We start from the raw sequence: 14,264 nt of genomic DNA, 5'->3' as shown, positions 1-14,264 counted from the left end.
GCCCGTATGTGGCTGTGCGACCTTTCGCGAGGAAGGTTTCAAACCAACGTGCGAGCGGGCGCGTGCCAACTGGGGGACCGGGAACCGGGCCGCCGACCGTGTGGTGTTTCACCGTGGCAGGTGAGATAGGTGGCACCCATGTTGGATACCCTGCGCCCGTGAACATCCTCGAGACGACGCTGGTCTTCGTCGCGATACCGCTGGCAGTGTATGCCGTTTTCACGCTGGTAACGCTGCGGTCCAAGTTCGCGAGCAGGCCAAGGTACCGGCCGGGACAGGCCTGGGAGTACCCGCCGATGTGGTGGACTGCCAACCCGGAAGGCGCTGGTGAGCGCCACGTCGAAGACGAGACGGCAAGCACGTCGAAGGTTCGAGGAGGTGCCCGTGGGAGCTGGTGAGCTGACTCGGGGGACCCGGTCGACCGGGCTCGAGGGAACGCAGCAGCAACCGGGTTCCGCCGTTACTGCGAGTGGTCGAATCTCGGTCGCGCAGATGTATGAACCTTCTGGGCCGTCCGGTCCGTTCAGCACTCGGCAACTTGCCAGGCTCGACGAGGCGCTGACGTTGGCCAGCAGGGAGACCGGACTGGACTTCAGCATCTACCTCGGCGAGTTGGGGGACGACAGCCGTGCGCAGGCCGAGTCGCTGCACACCCGACTCGGGGATTCGGCCGACAACGCCGTCCTGATCGCCGTGTCACCCGGTCAGCGCGTGATCGAGGTGGTGACAGGTACCGAGGCCATGTACCGGTTGCCCGACCGGGGAGCCAAGCTGGCGGTCATGAGCATGGTCGCTTCCTTCAAGGAAGGCGATCTGATCGGTGGCCTGGTCAGCGGATTGCGCATGATGGCCGACCAGGCCGGCTCGGACCCGCGCGGCTGAAAGCTCGAACCGCTGTCCGGGGCCACGCCGAAAACGGCGAACCCCGGACGCGGGATCAGCTTCAGCTCTCGTCGAACTCGCGGGCGGCAAGGGCCCGCAGCACACCAGCCCTGCCCTCGGTCACCAGCCGACGTAGCGCCGCGGCGTGGGAGCCTTGCAGCCAGGCGTCCGCCGCCGCGACGCCGTCCCTGCTGACGTCCCACGACGGGTACAGGCCCACCACGGTCGGCTGCGCACGCTCGCTGGAACGCCTGGCCCAGACCTCGTCCAGCATCTCGAAGTACTTGTCCACGTAATCGCCGAGCAGCTGCTTCTGCACCGGGTGTGAGAAGCCGGCGATGATCGCCTCGTTTACCGCGTTCGGCAGCTCGTCGTCGTAAACCGCACGCTGCCACGCACGTGCCTTCGCCTCGGAAGTGGGCAGCAGCGCGGTCGCGCGTTCGGCATGCCGCCGACCGGCCGCCGTGTCGTCGCGTGCCAGCTCGGCATCGATATCCGGCTGACCGGCCTTACCGTGGGCCACGAGCGCGTGCAGCAGCCGCCACCGCAGGTCGGTGTCCACCACCAGCCCTTCGAGCCGGTCAGAGCCGTCGAGCCACCCAGCGAGTACGGCGGTGGTGGTGTCATCCAGCACCGAACCGGTGAGCGAGTTGACGAAAGTCAGCTGGTGATCCGAGCCCGGCTCGGCGGAGCGCGCCAGCTCCAGCAGCCGGGCGGTGAAGGCAGGCCAGCCTCGTTCCTGAGCCCAGCTCGGTTGAGCGTAGGAGTTCAGCGCCGTCTGCGCCTGCAGCAGCAACCGCTGCACGACACCGACCTCGGTTTCGCCGTGAATCCCACGCTGCACGAGGGTGACGAAGTCGCGGGCCTTCAGTTCGGCCTCGCGGGTCATCTCCCAGGCGGCCGACCAGCACAGCGTGCGCGGCAACGGCTCGGTGATGTCGGCGATGCGGTCGATCAGCGTCACCAGCGAATCGTTGTCCAGCCGCATTGTGCAGTAGGTGAGGTCGTCGTCGTTGACCAACACCAGCTTGCCCGACGGCACCCCGACGAGGTCGGGCACGTCGGTGCGCTCGCCGGAAACGTCGAGTTCCGCTCGCCGGGTGCGCACCAGCCTGCCTGTGCCGTCGTCGTCGTACACACCGACCGCTACCCGATGGGTGCGCAGCTCTCCCGCGCCGGGCTTCGCTCCGCCCTGCAACACGGCGAAGGAGGTGAACCGGCCTGCTTCGTCGATCTCGAAGCGGGGCCGCAGCGAGTTCAGTCCCGTGGTCTCCAGCCACTGCGCGCTCCACCACGACAGGTCTCGGCCCGAGGCCTCCTCCAGCGCGGCGAGCAGGTCGGCGAGGGTCGCGTTGCCCCATGCGTGTTTGCGGAAGTACACCCTGAGCCCGGCAAGGAAGTTGTCGAGACCGACGTAGGCGACGAGCTGCTTGAGTACGCTCGCGCCCTTGGCGTAGGTGATGCCGTCGAAGTTGACCTCGACCGCGTGCAGATCCACGATGTCCGCCGCGATCGGATGGGTGGAGGGGAGCTGGTCCTGGCGGTAGGCCCAGGACTTCTCGATGTTGGCGAAACTCGTCCACGCGCCCCGGTACTCGGTGGCCTCCGCCTGTGCGAGCACGCTGGCGAAGGTCGCGAACGACTCGTTCAGCCACAGGTCGTCCCACCAGCGCATGGTCACCAGGTCGCCGAACCACATGTGTGCCATCTCGTGCAGCAGTGTTTCCGCGCGGCGCTCGTAGGCGTACCGCGTTACCCGGCTGCGGAAGACGTAGTCCTCGAGGAACGTCACCGCACCAGCGTTCTCCATCGCGCCCGCATTGAACTCGGGCACGAACAGCTGGTCGTACTTGGAGAACGGATACGGTATCCCGAAGTTCTCGTGGTAGAAGGCGAAGCCCTGCTTGGTCTCGGTGAACAGCCGCTCCGCATCCATGTACTCGGCCAGCGAGGCGCGGCAGTAGATGCCGAGCGGGATGGTGCTGTGGGTGTCGGAGTACTCGTCGTTCCACTCCTGGTACGGCCCCGCGATGAGCGCCACCAGATACGTCGAGATCCGCTCCGACTCGGCGAAGACGATCCGTACCGCGCCGTCCGGGGTGTCCTCCCGCGACTCGACCAGGGCGTTCGAGATCACTTTCCAGTCTCGCGGCGCTACCACGGTGAGGCGGTAGGTGGCCTTGAGGTCGGGCTGGTCGAAGCAGGTGAACATGCGCTTCGCATCAGCGGTCTCGAACTGGGTGTAGAGGTACACACCACCGTCGACCGGGTCGACGAACCGGTGCAGGCCCTCGCCGGTGTTCATGTACCTGCAATCGGCCCGCACGACCAGTTCGTTCGCGGCGGCCAGGTCCGGCAGGGCGATGCCGTTGTCCTCGACGTAGTCGGACACATCGAGATCGACACCGTTCAGTGTCGCCGAGGAGACGCGTTCGGCGACGATGTCCACCCACGACCGCGCGCCCGGACGTGCCGCCGCGAACCGAACGGTTGTGACCGACTCGAATGTCGACTCGCCTGGCCTGCCATGGCCGTCGGTGAGATCGAGCACGATGTCGTAGGACTCGACGTCCAGGAGTTCGGCTCGCTGCTGGGCTTGTTCACGGGTCAGGTTTGGGGCGGGCACTGGCACCTCTGCGCTGGTCGATTGGTTGAACGGTCTGCTCAGCGCATCCAATCACGTGCGCACCCGCGCTGGCGAAGGGAACAACCGGCGTGGCGACCGTGTTGGCTGCCTGTAGGGACGTACCTACCCGCTGCTGAGTCGTCGCAACCAGGAGATCGCATGACCACAGACAGGCAAGCAGGCAGCACCCGCGTCGATTTCTACTTCGACCCGGTGTGTCCTTTCGCCTGGATCACCTCTCGCTGGATCCTCGAGGTGGAGCGGCAGCGCGAGTTGGACCTGCGCTTCCGGGTGATGAGTTTGGCGATGCTTAACGAAGGGCGTGACCTGCCGCAGGAGTACCAGGAGCTGATGGTGCAGGCATGGCGCCCTGTCCGGGTGGCGACCGCCCTGGCGCAGCGGGACGGCGAGCAGGTGCTGCGCGACTTCTACACCGCTTTCGGCATGCGCTATCACAACGAGGGCAACAAGGACATCGATGTGGTTCTCAAGGGCGCCCTTGCGCAGCTGGACGCGCCTGCCGAACTGGTGGAGGCGGCCCACTCCACCGAGTACGACGAGGCACTGCGCGCCAGTCACAACGAAGGTATGGAGCCGGTCGGGCTGGACGTTGGCACGCCTACCATCCACATCGACGGCGTCGCGTTCTTCGGGCCAGTGCTCAACTCGGTCCCACGGGGGGAGGACGCACTTCGGGTCTTCGACGGTGCCCGGCTGCTGGCCGGTTATCCGGACTTCTTCGAGCTGAAGCGGACCAGGAACCGAGAGCTACGGTTCGACTGAGCGGGCCTTCAGCCCCAGCGCGGCCAGGGTGACCCGGGCAGGCAACGGTGAGCGGGCCAGCGCCTGTTCTCGGGGCAGTTCGCCTGCTTCGACCTCGCGGCGAAGGGTCGCCAGCGTGGCGAGCTGGTCATGGCACAACCCCGCGAAGCCCGGCCCGGCGGGCTCGCCGTGACCTGCCACCACGACCGCCGGGTCTAGCGCCAGGATGCGCTCGACGGCGGCAGGCCAGGTGGCCAGGCTGGTGTCGAAGCCGAACGACTCGGCGGTGAATGATCCGCCGGGATCGTGTTCGAGCAGGTCGCCCGCGAAAACAACACCGCAGTCAGGTACGTGCACCACCAGGTCGTGGTCGCTATGGGCAGGGCCGAAGTGCCGCAGCGATACCGGCCGCCCGCCCACGTTCAGCTCGGCCGCATCGGTGACGAGCTGCTGGGGGAGTGCTTGCTCACCGTCCGCCGCCATGGCGGCGCGGCAACCGGGGTGAGCCCACGCCTCGCACGGCAGGAACGCGGCAAGACCGTGGGCGTGGTCGTAGTGCGCGTGGGTGAGCACGACGGCCCACGGGTGTGGTGTCACCTCCCTGACCGCCGCGGCGAGCTCGGCACCCTGCCGTTCGTCACCTCGGGTGTCGATGACAAGGCACGCATCCTCGCCGATGACGAGCCCGACCGTGAGGTCCAGCTCCTCGTACCGCCGCGCGAGTACACCGGGACCCACCTCGACCCAGCGCCCGTCACCCATAGCGTCCACACCGCCACAGTAGCCCGCCATCACCCACCGTCGATCTCACTTGCGGGCGAGTGTGGTCCGTGTCCGGGCCAGCTTCGCGGCAGGATCTCGCATGCGCCGTTCGAGCCCGGTTACGGCGGAGCATGCCGGGTGCCTCGAGGGCGGGCATCGCGGGGATGGCAGACTGCCTGCCGTGCGTGTGTACTTGGGATCCGACCATGCGGGCTTCGAACTGAAGGGGCATCTCGTCGCTCACCTCCAGCAGCAGGGGCACGAGGTTGTCGATGTCGGGCCGCATGTCTACGACGCGGCTGACGACTACCCGGTCTTCTGCATCGAAACCGCCCGCCGCGTGGTGGCCGACGAGGGAAGTGTCGGCATCGTTATCGGAGGTTCCGGCAACGGCGAGCAGATCGCCGCCAACAAGGTGCCCGGTGCGCGGGCCGGGCTGGCGTGGAGTGTGGAGACGGCCAAGCTCACCCGCGAGCACAACCACGCGCAGTTGATCGGTGTCGGTGCCAGGATGCACACCAGGGAAGCGGCGACCGAGATCGTCGAGGCGTTCCTTGCCACCCTGCCCTCGCCTGACGAGCGGCACGGCAGGCGGGTTCGGCAGATCAGCGACTACGAGCGCACCGGGACAGCGCCGGCACTACCGCAGGGCTGATGCCCGAAGGTCACACCCTGCACCGGTTGGCACGGTTGCACCAGCGCCGCTACGCGGGAGCACCGGTGGAGGTGGCAAGCCCGCAGGGCCGGTTCGCTGCCGAGGCGGCGCTGCTCAACGGCCGCCGCTTCGACAGCGCCGAGGCCTACGGCAAGCATCTGTTTCACAACTACGGGCCACACGGGACGGTGCACGTCCATCTGGGACTGTACGGAACCTTCAGCGAGTCCCAGCTTCCCGTGGCCGAGCCGGTGGGTCAGGTACGCATGCGGCTCGTCGGCCGCACCCACTGGACCGACCTGCGCGGCCCCAACCGCTGTGAGCTGCTCACCGAGGGACAGGCTGAGGCGATCAAGGCCCGGCTCGGCCCCGACCCACTGCGTCGAGATGCTCGGCCGCATCGCGCGGGGGACCGGATTTCGCGGTCCCGCACCAGCCTGGCGGCGCTGCTCATGGACCAGTCCGTGATCGCGGGCGTTGGCAATGTCTACCGGGCTGAGGTGCTGTTTCGACATGGTGTCGCGCCGATGCTGCCAGGCCGTGACTTGGACGAGGCGCTGTGGCGAGACATCTGGGACGACCTCGTGAGGTTGATGGAGGCCGGTGTGCGCAGCGGACGCATCGACACCGTGGCCGAAGAGCATCTGCCCGAGGTGACCGGTCGCGCGCCCAGGCAGGACCGGCACGGTGGCGAGGTGTATGTCTACCGCCGTACCGGTCAGCCGTGCCTGGTCTGCGGCACACCCGTGGCGCACACGGAGCTGACGGGCCGAAATCTCTACTGGTGCCCGGCCTGCCAACCGGCGTGAGGGTCAGAACCCTCCGAAGTCGCCTCCGAAATCGCCGCCGCCGAAGTCACCACCGAAGTCGCCGCCACCGTCACCGCCCATGTCACCGCCGTCGCCCATGTCACCGGATTCCATGGCGTCCTCCTGGCCCGCGTCGTACCCGGACTCCCAGGCCGAGGCACTGGCGATACCCGCCATTCCGGAGAACATCGCGCTGAACAGGAACATGGAACCAATGCCCCACGCACCCGCGACCAGTGCGGGCTTCCACCACGGCTCGCTGTACCAGCCCTGCGGAACGGGTCGACCGGCGACTCGGCCACCGGGGTAGTAGTGCGGGGTACCCTGGGTCGGCTCCGGCGACGCCTCGTAGTGGTGTCCCTGGACGTCGACCGAACGGTGCTCGGTGACCTTGCCCGCGCGCTCGCGCTCGGGGTCCTCCGGCAGCGGCGGGCCGGGGTCCAGCCCCATCGCCGTCCTGGCCGCCCTCACGTAGTACAGGCCCTCCAGCGCGGTCTGCCGTACAAGCCGGGCCTGCTCCTCGGTCTGCGCCTGCTCCATCTGCGAGCCCGCCGCGTTGTATCGCTCGGCCGCGTCGGCGATGGCCTGCTGCGAGGCGGCGTCGGTGCCGGTGAGGTTGAGGACCTGGCCGCCGAGCCGTTCCAGCCACCTGCGCGCCTCGGCCTTCGTGTCCTCCAACCGTCGCCGCTTGGCCTCGGCCTGCGACCGCACCAGGTACCAACCGCCGACCACGACGATCAGCAGCAACACGACCACGAAGATCGTGGTTTCCATGGGCTACTCCCCGGTTGTTTCGCTCTACGAACCGGACAACGCGGACAGTATCGCAAGAGTTCCCGACCGGACTCACCAGGCGCGGCCCACTGTGTACGAGTCAGTCCAGATGTTCTGCGAGCGCACGACGTCACCCGGTTCGGGTGCGGCCCACAGTCGGCCGCCGCCCGCGTAAATGCCGACGTGGTACACGGTGCCACCCGAGTTGTGGAAGAACACCAGGTCGCCCGGTGCCATATCCGCCTTCGCGATATGTGGAACCGCGGCCCGCTGTTGCCGAGAGGTTCGAGGCAAATCGATACCGACCTGTCTGTGCACCCATTGCACAAGGCCCGAACAGTCGAAACTGCCAGGGCCGCTGGCTCCGTAGGAATAGGGTTTCCCTTCCTGCGAGGCCGCGACATCGACGATTCGTTGTGCGATCGGAACCGTTGCCGTCGTTTTGTGCGCCGATGCCGGTGTCGCCACTGGGGCGATTTCCGCGGCACCGCCACCCTGCTGGGCGGACATCATGGCTGATCCGGTGCCGGAGAAGCCCAGCATCGCCACGGCGGCGACACTCACAACGGTGACCGACTTTCGTATCGACGTGGTCAACACGGATTCCTCCAATTCGGGTTAGCTATTTGCTCGTTCGCGATTTCCGCGCCCGTTCGGATGCGGCAGCAAAACGCTAAACACGAACGGCGGCCACGGGGCGAATCGAAAACGGGTCGATGCCACCCGGTGCCTGCTGGAACTCGAAATTCTGGTTTGACCACGGCGGCAATGGTGAGCAGCGCGAATGCGACCCGGATCGACGGAACCAACGTGGCTGCACGTGACCCATGTCACTACTTAGCGAGTGGGGTCGGTCACAGTACGGAGCGATCCAAGGGTGGCGGGTGGTGTTGGTTGGGTCTGGCCAGTGAAATTAGAACACGTTATAGTTCTGCCGCATGAAGTTCACGTTGTCGGTCGCGCTGAGCCCGCTGGACCAGCTAACCGAACTCGCGGTAACGGCGGAGGAGTGCGGGTACCACGCGGTGGCGCTGCCGGACTCGCTCTTCTATTCGGAGACGGTCTCGGCCGAGTATCCCTACACCCAGGACGGGAGCCGGTTCTGGGACGAGGACACACCGTGGGTCGATCCGTTGATCGCGGCGGCGTCGATGGGTGCGGCCACCAGCCGTGTCCGCTTCTACACCTCGGTGCTCAAACTCGGCTCCCGCCATCCCGTGCTGCTCGCCCGCCAGGTCGGTTCGGTCGCCAACCTCACCGGTGGCCGGTTCGGTCTCGGGCTCGGTGTTGGCTGGTCGCCCGAGGAGTTCGAGTGGTGCGGGGTGCCCTACGCCAACCGGGGCAAGCGCGTCGACGAGGCGATCGAGGTGCTTCGGCTGATCCTGGACGGCGGGATGGTCGAGTACCACGGACGCTTCTTCGACTTCGGGAAGCTGAAGATGAGCCCCGCGCCGCGGCAGCGCGTGCCCTTCTACGTCGGCGGCCACAGCGATGTCGCCCTGCGCCGTGCCGCACGGGTCGGTGACGGTTGGGCGTCGGCGATGATGACGTTCGAGGAACTGCGTTCCACGATCCAGACCCTGCATCAGCTCCGGGAGGAGTACGGCAAGCAGCGGGAGCCCTTCGAGATCCAGGCTGTCTGCGTCGACCAGTTCGGCCTCGACGGCTACCGAAGGCAGGCGGAGATCGGCGTGACAGACGTGATCACGGTTCCGTGGGTCTTCGAGGGCCTGGGCTTCGACGCGCCGATCGAGAAGAAGAAGGACGCTATCCGCAGGTTCGCCGACGAGAACATCGCGAAGTTCGAGGGGGACGCATGAGTGTCACGGTGTGCTGGGACCCGCAGGCGCGGCAACCGGCCGCGCGGATGGCCGCATGGCGGTCGATGAACGCCGTCGTGGCAGGCGACAAGGGGTTGTGGCTGAGTCTGTTCCATCCGGATGCCGTCGTGGAGGACCCCGTCGGACCGTCGATGTTCGACGAGGAGGGCAAGGGCCACCACGGCGCCGACGGCATCTCCGCCTTCTGGGACAAGACCATCGCGAACGTGGAGCGGTTCGAGTTCGTGATCGCCGATTCGCACGCGGCCGGTGACGAGGTGGCCAACGTCGGAACGATCACCACCTACCTTCCCGGCAACTATCGGGTGGACACCGACGGTGTGTTCGTCTACCGGGTGGACGCGGCTGGGCTCATCCTCTCGATGCGGGCGTTCTGGGAGACCGAGCGGGCCATGGCCACGGCACGTCAGGTGGATGGGTGATGCGCAAACCGCGCGGTCGGACTTCGGCACAAGACCGCCCCTCCGTTGTGGCACGGAGGGGCGGTTGGTGGAGCGGGCGACGGGAATCGAACCCGCGTAGCCAGTTTGGAAGACTGGGGCTCTACCATTGAGCTACGCCCGCGGGCGAGCCGGAGCAACCGGCCGCTTCGGTAGTGTAGCGGCACCCGCTAAGGTGGTCGCACACCGCCCTGGTGCGGTGAACGGGGTGTGGCGCAGCTTGGTAGCGCATTCGCTTTGGGAGCGAAGGGTCGCAGGTTCAAATCCTGTCACCCCGACGGTGTGATGTCTTGAGGACATCCTGGACGCCCGAACCCACGGAGTGTGGGTTCGGGCGTTCTTTATGTGGGGGTTCGTGGCAGGTAGTCGCGGGTGGGGTCGAAGTGTCCGGAGTGCAGAACTAGCGGGCGAGAGCGGGGGACTCGCGGGCGGGAGCGGGGGACTCGCGGGCGGGAGGGCGGTTCCCCGGGTTGGGAAGCGGGGAACCGCCCTGTCGCGCGCGCCCGCGCGGTCAGTGGGACGTGGCCTTCTCGGCACCGGCCCCGGTCAGCGAGCGCACCTCCATTTCCATGTACTTGTCCTCGAGGTGCTCCTTCGAAAGCACCGTCCCGAGCCAGCCGAGCAGGAACGATGCCGGGATGGACACCAGCCCCGGGTTGCTGAGCGGGAACCAGTGGAAGTCCACGCCGGTGATCATCGCGTTCTCAGATCCCGACACCGCGGGGGAGAACACGATGAGCACGATCGTCACCGCGAGGCCACCGTAGATCGACCACAACGCGCCCGAGGTGTTGAACCGCTTCCAGAACAGCGAGTACAGGATGGTGGGCAGGTTGGCCGACGCCGCCACCGCGAACGCCAGCGCGACGAGGAACGCGACGTTTTGGTCCTTGGCGAGGATGCCGCCGACGATCGCCACGGCACCGATCACGCAAGCGGTGATCCGCGCGACGCGCACCTCGGCGTTCTTGCTGTCCACCTGACCCTTCTTGATCACGTTCGCGTAGACGTCGTGCGCGAACGACGCCGACGCTGTGATCGTCAGGCCCGCCACCACCGCGAGGATCGTGGCGAAGGCGACCGCCGCGATGAACCCGAGCAGTAGCGGTCCGCCAAGGGCCTCCGCCAGCAGCGGCGCCGCGGCGTTGGACCCGCCTGGCGCGTTGCTGATCGCGTCCGAGCCGACCAGCGCGGCCGCACCGTAGCCAAGCACCAGGGTGAACAGGTAGAACAGGCCGATCAGCACGATGGCCCACACCACCGACCTGCGGGCTTCCTTCGCCGTGGGCACCGTGTAGAACCGCATCAGGACGTGCGGAAGGCCTGCCGTGCCGAGCACGAGCGCGATACCGAGTGAGAGGAAGTCCAGCTGCGTGGTCCCGCTCTCGCCGTAACGGTTACCCGGGTTGAGCAGCGCATCGCCGTCGCCGGAGGCGTCAGCGGCCGCACCGAGCAGTCCGGAAAGGTTCAGACCGTAGCGGCCCAGCACCCACACCGTCATCACGAAGGTGCCCGCGATGAGCAGTGCGGCCTTGATGATCTGCACCCAGGTGGTGCCCTTCATACCGCCGACGAGCACGTAGGTGATCATGACAACGCCGACCACGGCGATCACGATGGCCTGCCCCAGGTCGCTGTCGACGCCGAGCAGCAGGGACACCAGCGCGCCCGCACCGGCCATCTGAGCGAGCAGGTAGAAGAACGACACGGCCAGAGTGGACGACGCCGCGGCGGCGCGCACCGGGCGCTGTCGCATCCGGAAGGCCAGCACGTCGCCCATCGTGAACTTGCCGGTGTTGCGCAGCAGCTCCGCGACGAGCAGCAGTGCCACCAGCCACGCGACCAGGAACCCGATCGAGTAGAGGAACCCGTCGTAGCCGTACACGGCGATGGCCCCCGCGATCCCGAGGAACGACGCCGCCGACAGGTAGTCGCCCGCGATCGCTGTGCCGTTCTGCGGGCCGGAGAACGCGCGGCCCGCGGCGTAGTAGTCCGAGGCGGTGCGCGTGTTGCGGGAGGCGCGGAACACGATCACCAGCGTCACGATCACAAACAGCGCGAAGATGCTGATGTTGAGCGCGGGGTTGCTGCCTTCGATGCTCTGGGCCAGCGTGCTCATGACTGCTCCCCCTCCATCTCATCGCGGATCTTGTCGGCGATGGGGTCGAGCTTGCGGTTGGCGTAACGCACGTACAGCCCAGTGATCAGGAACGTCGACACGAACTGCAGCAGGCCGAAAATCAGCCCGATGTTGATGTTGCCGACGACCTTTGTGGACATGAACCCGTGCGCGTAGTCGGCCAGCACCACGTAAAGCAGGTACCAGAGGAGAAACAGCGCGGTCATCGGGAAGACGAAGCTTCGCAGGCGCTTGCGCAGCTGCCGAAACTCCTCGCTCCCGTGGACCTCCGCCCAGGACTTGGGCCCTGGTGGATGGGTCGAGGGCTCGGTAGTACTCACTCCTGACCTCCTTGTCACAGGCGTGTTGCGTGCCGCCACAGTAAGGAGGGCGTCGAAATGCCGGAATCGTCAGCGGACCAATCGGCGCGTGATGCGACGAACGGCAGACGAGCGGCGGGCGGACCACGACGAGTGGCCCAGATCACGTACGACCGCGGAGCGGGTGGCGAACGGGAGGCGGCGTTGTTCGTCGAGGTGCAGCCGCAGCATGGCCGCTGTCGACCAGGGTGGCGGGCGTCCGAACAGTGAGACCGCGACCATCGTGGTGAACGCCAGCGGCACCGACCACGGCGCCGGCTGCACCAGCAGAATGCCGACCCAGCCGTCGACGGGCGGCTGGGTAACCGTGAACAGAAAGGCCCCGGTGGAGGCGACCAGACCGGTGGCGACCCCGGCGATCGCACCAGGTGCGGTGAGCCGGGACCACCAGATGCCCAGTACCAGCAGCGGGCAGAAGGTCGAGGCCGCGACCGTGAATCCCCAGGTGACCAGCATCCCGGCGTCGAAGCGGACCGCGGGAAGGGCCAGCAGCACGACGATCGCCGCCGCACCGAGCACGGCGACCCTGAGCTGCCGCAGCCCTCCTGGAACGAGGTCGTGCGAGATCGCCCCAGACACGACGAGCAGCAGCCCGAGCGAGGTGGCCAGGAATGCCGCGAACGCGCCCGCGGTGAGCAGGCCGGTGAAGACCGTCCCCGTCGTGCTGGGGTCCACCTGCGCGGGCAGCGCCACCACGGCGCTGTCCGTGGCGCCGGACAGGTAGAGGTGCGGTACGAGGACTCTCCCGAGCATCCCGTAGATGCCGGGGAAGAGGTAGAACATGCTGAGCAACGCCACCGTCAGCGCCGCCGTACGCCTGGCAGCCCTTCCGTCCGGGCTGGTGTGGAACCGCATGATCACGTGCGGCAGCCCCATCGTGCCGAGCATGGTCGCCACGAGCACGGCCCACGTCCCGAGCAGGGGGTAGCCGGTGTCGGCGAGGTCGAGCAGCGGGCGTTCCCAGCCCGGCGCGCCGGGGGCGGTCTCGCCCCGCAGTTGCGGGGCCCTGCTGCCCTCGGGGAACACGACGGTGCTTCCCGCCGGGATCTGCCATTCGCCGGGGGCGACCGGGGTGCGGGTGCCGTCCGGTTCGACCACCGTCACCCCCTCCGGGACGTCGAGGGTCGCGCCCACCCGGAAGGTCAACGTCGTGTCCTCTGTGAAGTGGGTGAACTCCTCCGGGTGCAGAGCTTGGTCGCGCACCTCGGGGCCCACCTGGGAAAGCAGCCAGATCGCCGGGATGATGAACAGGGCCAGTTTGAAAAAGAACTGGAACGCCTGCACGTAGGTCGCGGCGCGCATCCCGCCGAGCGCGAGGGTGGCGCTGACGGCCACGCCCGCGATGGCGACGCCGACCCAGTACGGCGCCCCGCTGACGACACTGAGCACCAGTCCCGCCGTTCGAAACTGCGGCACCAGATACAGCACTCCTATGACGAGTACGACCACAGCCGCCAGCCGCCGCAGCGAAGGTGAGGCCAGCCTGGCCTCCGCGAAGTCGGGCACGGTGAGCGCGCCGGAGCGGCGCATCGGGGCCGCCACCAGCGCGAGCATCGCGATGTAGCCCGCCGTGAACCCCACCGGGTACCACAACGCACCGACGCCGTCCTTCACCATCAGGCCGGCCACACCGAGAAACGAAGCCGCCGAAAGGTACTCACCCGACACCGCGGCGGAGTTCAGCAGCGGTGACACCCTTCGCGATGCCACGAGGAAGTCGGACGTGGTGCGCATGGCCGCGACGCCACGCAGCCCGATCAGCAGCGTCACCACAAGCACCGGCGCGACAGCGAGTGCGACGATCACCGGGGCTCGTCCTCGTGGCTGTCACGGTGATCGGGTTCGCGCTCCACCCGCTCTGCCCGCCACAGATGCCAAAACGCCAGCCACACCATCGCCGGGAACGGCACCGCGACTGGCGCCAGCCACGACAACGGCAGGCCGAACAGCCGTACCTGGTCGAGCCAGGGCAGCGCGGAAAGCAGCAGTGGAAGTCCGAACACGAGCGTGAACAGCGACCCAAGGGCGATCGCCGCCCTGCGTGACTGCGCGCGATACAGCGCCACGGCGCGTGGAGCGTCGGCGGGGTCGAGTGTCGCGGGGCGCCATCGCGCCCGGTACCGCCTCCTTGAGTGGGCCAGCCGAGTCTGCGGGCTGGTCACCGTGACCCTTCGGGTGGTGCTCACGGCGACCACCACGGTCTCGCGCCACAGG

General features: G+C 67.5%; 15 protein-coding genes and 2 tRNA genes. 8 read left to right on the top strand and 9 right to left on the bottom strand.

Features of this window, described 5'->3' with window-relative positions:
- Positions 1 to 158: 158 nt before the first annotated feature.
- Positions 159 to 398, top strand: coding sequence for an aa3-type cytochrome oxidase subunit CtaJ (gene ctaJ, locus FHU38_RS18155; RefSeq protein ID WP_167173019.1), 240 nt, complete (start codon positions 159 to 161; stop codon positions 396 to 398).
- Entirely contained in the window at positions 385 to 882 is a 498-nt protein-coding gene (locus FHU38_RS18150) for a DUF5130 family protein (RefSeq protein ID WP_313886821.1), read from the top strand. The genes ctaJ and FHU38_RS18150 overlap by 14 nt, the downstream gene beginning before the upstream one ends.
- A 61-nt stretch (positions 883 to 943) precedes the next feature.
- On the opposite strand, the gene pepN is transcribed toward FHU38_RS18150, so the two are convergent.
- Positions 944 to 3,508: an aminopeptidase N gene (gene pepN / locus FHU38_RS18145; protein ID WP_167173016.1), complete on the bottom strand. Its 2,565-nt coding sequence runs from the start codon at positions 3,506 to 3,508 to the stop codon at positions 944 to 946.
- A 159-nt stretch (positions 3,509 to 3,667) separates the two neighbouring features.
- On the opposite strand from pepN, the gene FHU38_RS18140 reads away from it, so the two are divergent.
- Positions 3,668 to 4,291 (top strand): mycothiol-dependent nitroreductase Rv2466c family protein, encoded by a 624-nt coding sequence (locus tag FHU38_RS18140; RefSeq protein WP_167173014.1) that lies wholly within the window; start codon positions 3,668 to 3,670, stop codon positions 4,289 to 4,291.
- Here FHU38_RS18140 and FHU38_RS18135 read toward each other — a convergent pair.
- On the bottom strand, positions 4,277 to 5,032 hold the full coding sequence (locus tag FHU38_RS18135) for an MBL fold metallo-hydrolase (protein ID WP_167176240.1): 756 nt from the start codon (positions 5,030 to 5,032) through the stop codon (positions 4,277 to 4,279). The genes FHU38_RS18140 and FHU38_RS18135 overlap by 15 nt on opposite strands.
- 181 nt (positions 5,033 to 5,213) lie before the next feature.
- Here FHU38_RS18135 and FHU38_RS18130 point away from each other — a divergent pair, with 181 nt between their 5' ends.
- On the top strand, positions 5,214 to 5,687 hold the full coding sequence (locus FHU38_RS18130) for a ribose-5-phosphate isomerase (RefSeq protein WP_167173012.1): 474 nt from the start codon (positions 5,214 to 5,216) through the stop codon (positions 5,685 to 5,687).
- Entirely contained in the window at positions 5,687 to 6,496 is an 810-nt protein-coding gene (locus tag FHU38_RS18125; RefSeq protein ID WP_167173009.1) for an Fpg/Nei family DNA glycosylase, read from the top strand. The genes FHU38_RS18130 and FHU38_RS18125 overlap by 1 nt, the downstream gene beginning before the upstream one ends.
- Positions 6,497 to 6,499: 3 nt before the next feature.
- Here the strand turns inward: FHU38_RS18125 and FHU38_RS18120 are convergent, their stop codons facing one another.
- Together FHU38_RS18120 and FHU38_RS18115 are read right to left on the bottom strand one after the other, a co-directional pair.
- The gene (locus tag FHU38_RS18120) at positions 6,500 to 7,270 is read right to left on the bottom strand and encodes a hypothetical protein (protein WP_167173007.1); all 771 of its coding nucleotides are present in this window, start codon (positions 7,268 to 7,270) and stop codon (positions 6,500 to 6,502) included.
- A 72-nt stretch (positions 7,271 to 7,342) separates the two neighbouring features.
- On the bottom strand, positions 7,343 to 7,870 hold the full coding sequence (locus tag FHU38_RS18115; RefSeq protein ID WP_167173005.1) for a C40 family peptidase: 528 nt from the start codon (positions 7,868 to 7,870) through the stop codon (positions 7,343 to 7,345).
- Positions 7,871 to 8,208: 338 nt separating this feature from the next.
- Between FHU38_RS18115 and FHU38_RS18110 the strand changes: the two genes are divergently transcribed.
- Positions 8,209 to 9,090 (top strand): TIGR03619 family F420-dependent LLM class oxidoreductase, encoded by an 882-nt coding sequence (locus FHU38_RS18110; RefSeq protein WP_167173003.1) that lies wholly within the window; start codon positions 8,209 to 8,211, stop codon positions 9,088 to 9,090.
- A complete protein-coding gene (locus FHU38_RS18105; RefSeq protein WP_167173000.1) occupies positions 9,087 to 9,533 on the top strand; it encodes a nuclear transport factor 2 family protein in 447 nt (148 codons plus the stop codon). Before FHU38_RS18110 ends, FHU38_RS18105 begins: the two co-directional genes overlap by 4 nt.
- Before the next feature lie 68 nt (positions 9,534 to 9,601).
- On the opposite strand, the gene FHU38_RS18100 is transcribed toward FHU38_RS18105, so the two are convergent.
- A tRNA-Gly gene (locus FHU38_RS18100) sits at positions 9,602 to 9,675 on the bottom strand.
- An 80-nt stretch (positions 9,676 to 9,755) separates the two neighbouring features.
- Between FHU38_RS18100 and FHU38_RS18095 the strand changes: the two genes are divergently transcribed.
- A tRNA-Pro gene (locus tag FHU38_RS18095) sits at positions 9,756 to 9,829 on the top strand.
- A 233-nt stretch (positions 9,830 to 10,062) separates the two neighbouring features.
- Here FHU38_RS18095 and FHU38_RS18090 read toward each other — a convergent pair.
- The 4 genes from FHU38_RS18090 to FHU38_RS18075 form a co-directional block, all read right to left on the bottom strand.
- Positions 10,063 to 11,670, bottom strand: coding sequence for a solute symporter family protein (locus FHU38_RS18090; protein ID WP_167172998.1), 1,608 nt, complete (start codon positions 11,668 to 11,670; stop codon positions 10,063 to 10,065).
- A complete protein-coding gene (locus tag FHU38_RS18085; RefSeq protein ID WP_009153297.1) occupies positions 11,667 to 12,011 on the bottom strand; it encodes a DUF485 domain-containing protein in 345 nt (114 codons plus the stop codon). The genes FHU38_RS18090 and FHU38_RS18085 overlap by 4 nt, the downstream gene beginning before the upstream one ends.
- Positions 12,012 to 12,080: 69 nt before the next feature.
- Positions 12,081 to 13,856 carry a sodium/solute symporter gene (locus FHU38_RS18080; protein ID WP_167172995.1) on the bottom strand — a complete coding sequence of 592 codons (1,776 nt, stop codon included), beginning with the start codon at positions 13,854 to 13,856 and terminating at the stop codon, positions 12,081 to 12,083.
- The gene (locus FHU38_RS18075) at positions 13,853 to 14,236 is read right to left on the bottom strand and encodes a hypothetical protein (protein WP_167172993.1); all 384 of its coding nucleotides are present in this window, start codon (positions 14,234 to 14,236) and stop codon (positions 13,853 to 13,855) included. The genes FHU38_RS18080 and FHU38_RS18075 overlap by 4 nt, the downstream gene beginning before the upstream one ends.
- Positions 14,237 to 14,264 lie beyond the last annotated feature (28 nt).

It is taken from the genome of Saccharomonospora amisosensis, assembly GCF_011761185.1.
Taxonomy (GTDB): Bacteria; Actinomycetota; Actinomycetes; order Mycobacteriales; family Pseudonocardiaceae; genus Saccharomonospora_A; species Saccharomonospora_A amisosensis.
Note: the sequence above shows the minus strand (reverse complement) of the source record. Positions and strands in the feature narration are given on the sequence as shown.

What these genes read in the sequence shown, in the direction of transcription:
- FHU38_RS18135 (WP_167176240.1), bottom strand. Translation starts at nt 5,032, where the DNA reads ATGGGTGACGGGCGCTGGGTCGAGGTGGGTCCCGGTGTACTCGCGCGG.
- FHU38_RS18105 (WP_167173000.1), top strand. Translation starts at nt 9,087, where the DNA reads ATGAGTGTCACGGTGTGCTGGGACCCGCAGGCGCGGCAACCGGCCGCG.
- FHU38_RS18110 (WP_167173003.1), top strand. Translation starts at nt 8,209, where the DNA reads ATGAAGTTCACGTTGTCGGTCGCGCTGAGCCCGCTGGACCAGCTAACC.
- FHU38_RS18120 (WP_167173007.1), bottom strand. Translation starts at nt 7,270, where the DNA reads ATGGAAACCACGATCTTCGTGGTCGTGTTGCTGCTGATCGTCGTGGTC.
- FHU38_RS18125 (WP_167173009.1), top strand. Translation starts at nt 5,687, where the DNA reads ATGCCCGAAGGTCACACCCTGCACCGGTTGGCACGGTTGCACCAGCGC.
- FHU38_RS18140 (WP_167173014.1), top strand. Translation starts at nt 3,668, where the DNA reads ATGACCACAGACAGGCAAGCAGGCAGCACCCGCGTCGATTTCTACTTC.
- FHU38_RS18090 (WP_167172998.1), bottom strand. Translation starts at nt 11,670, where the DNA reads ATGAGCACGCTGGCCCAGAGCATCGAAGGCAGCAACCCCGCGCTCAAC.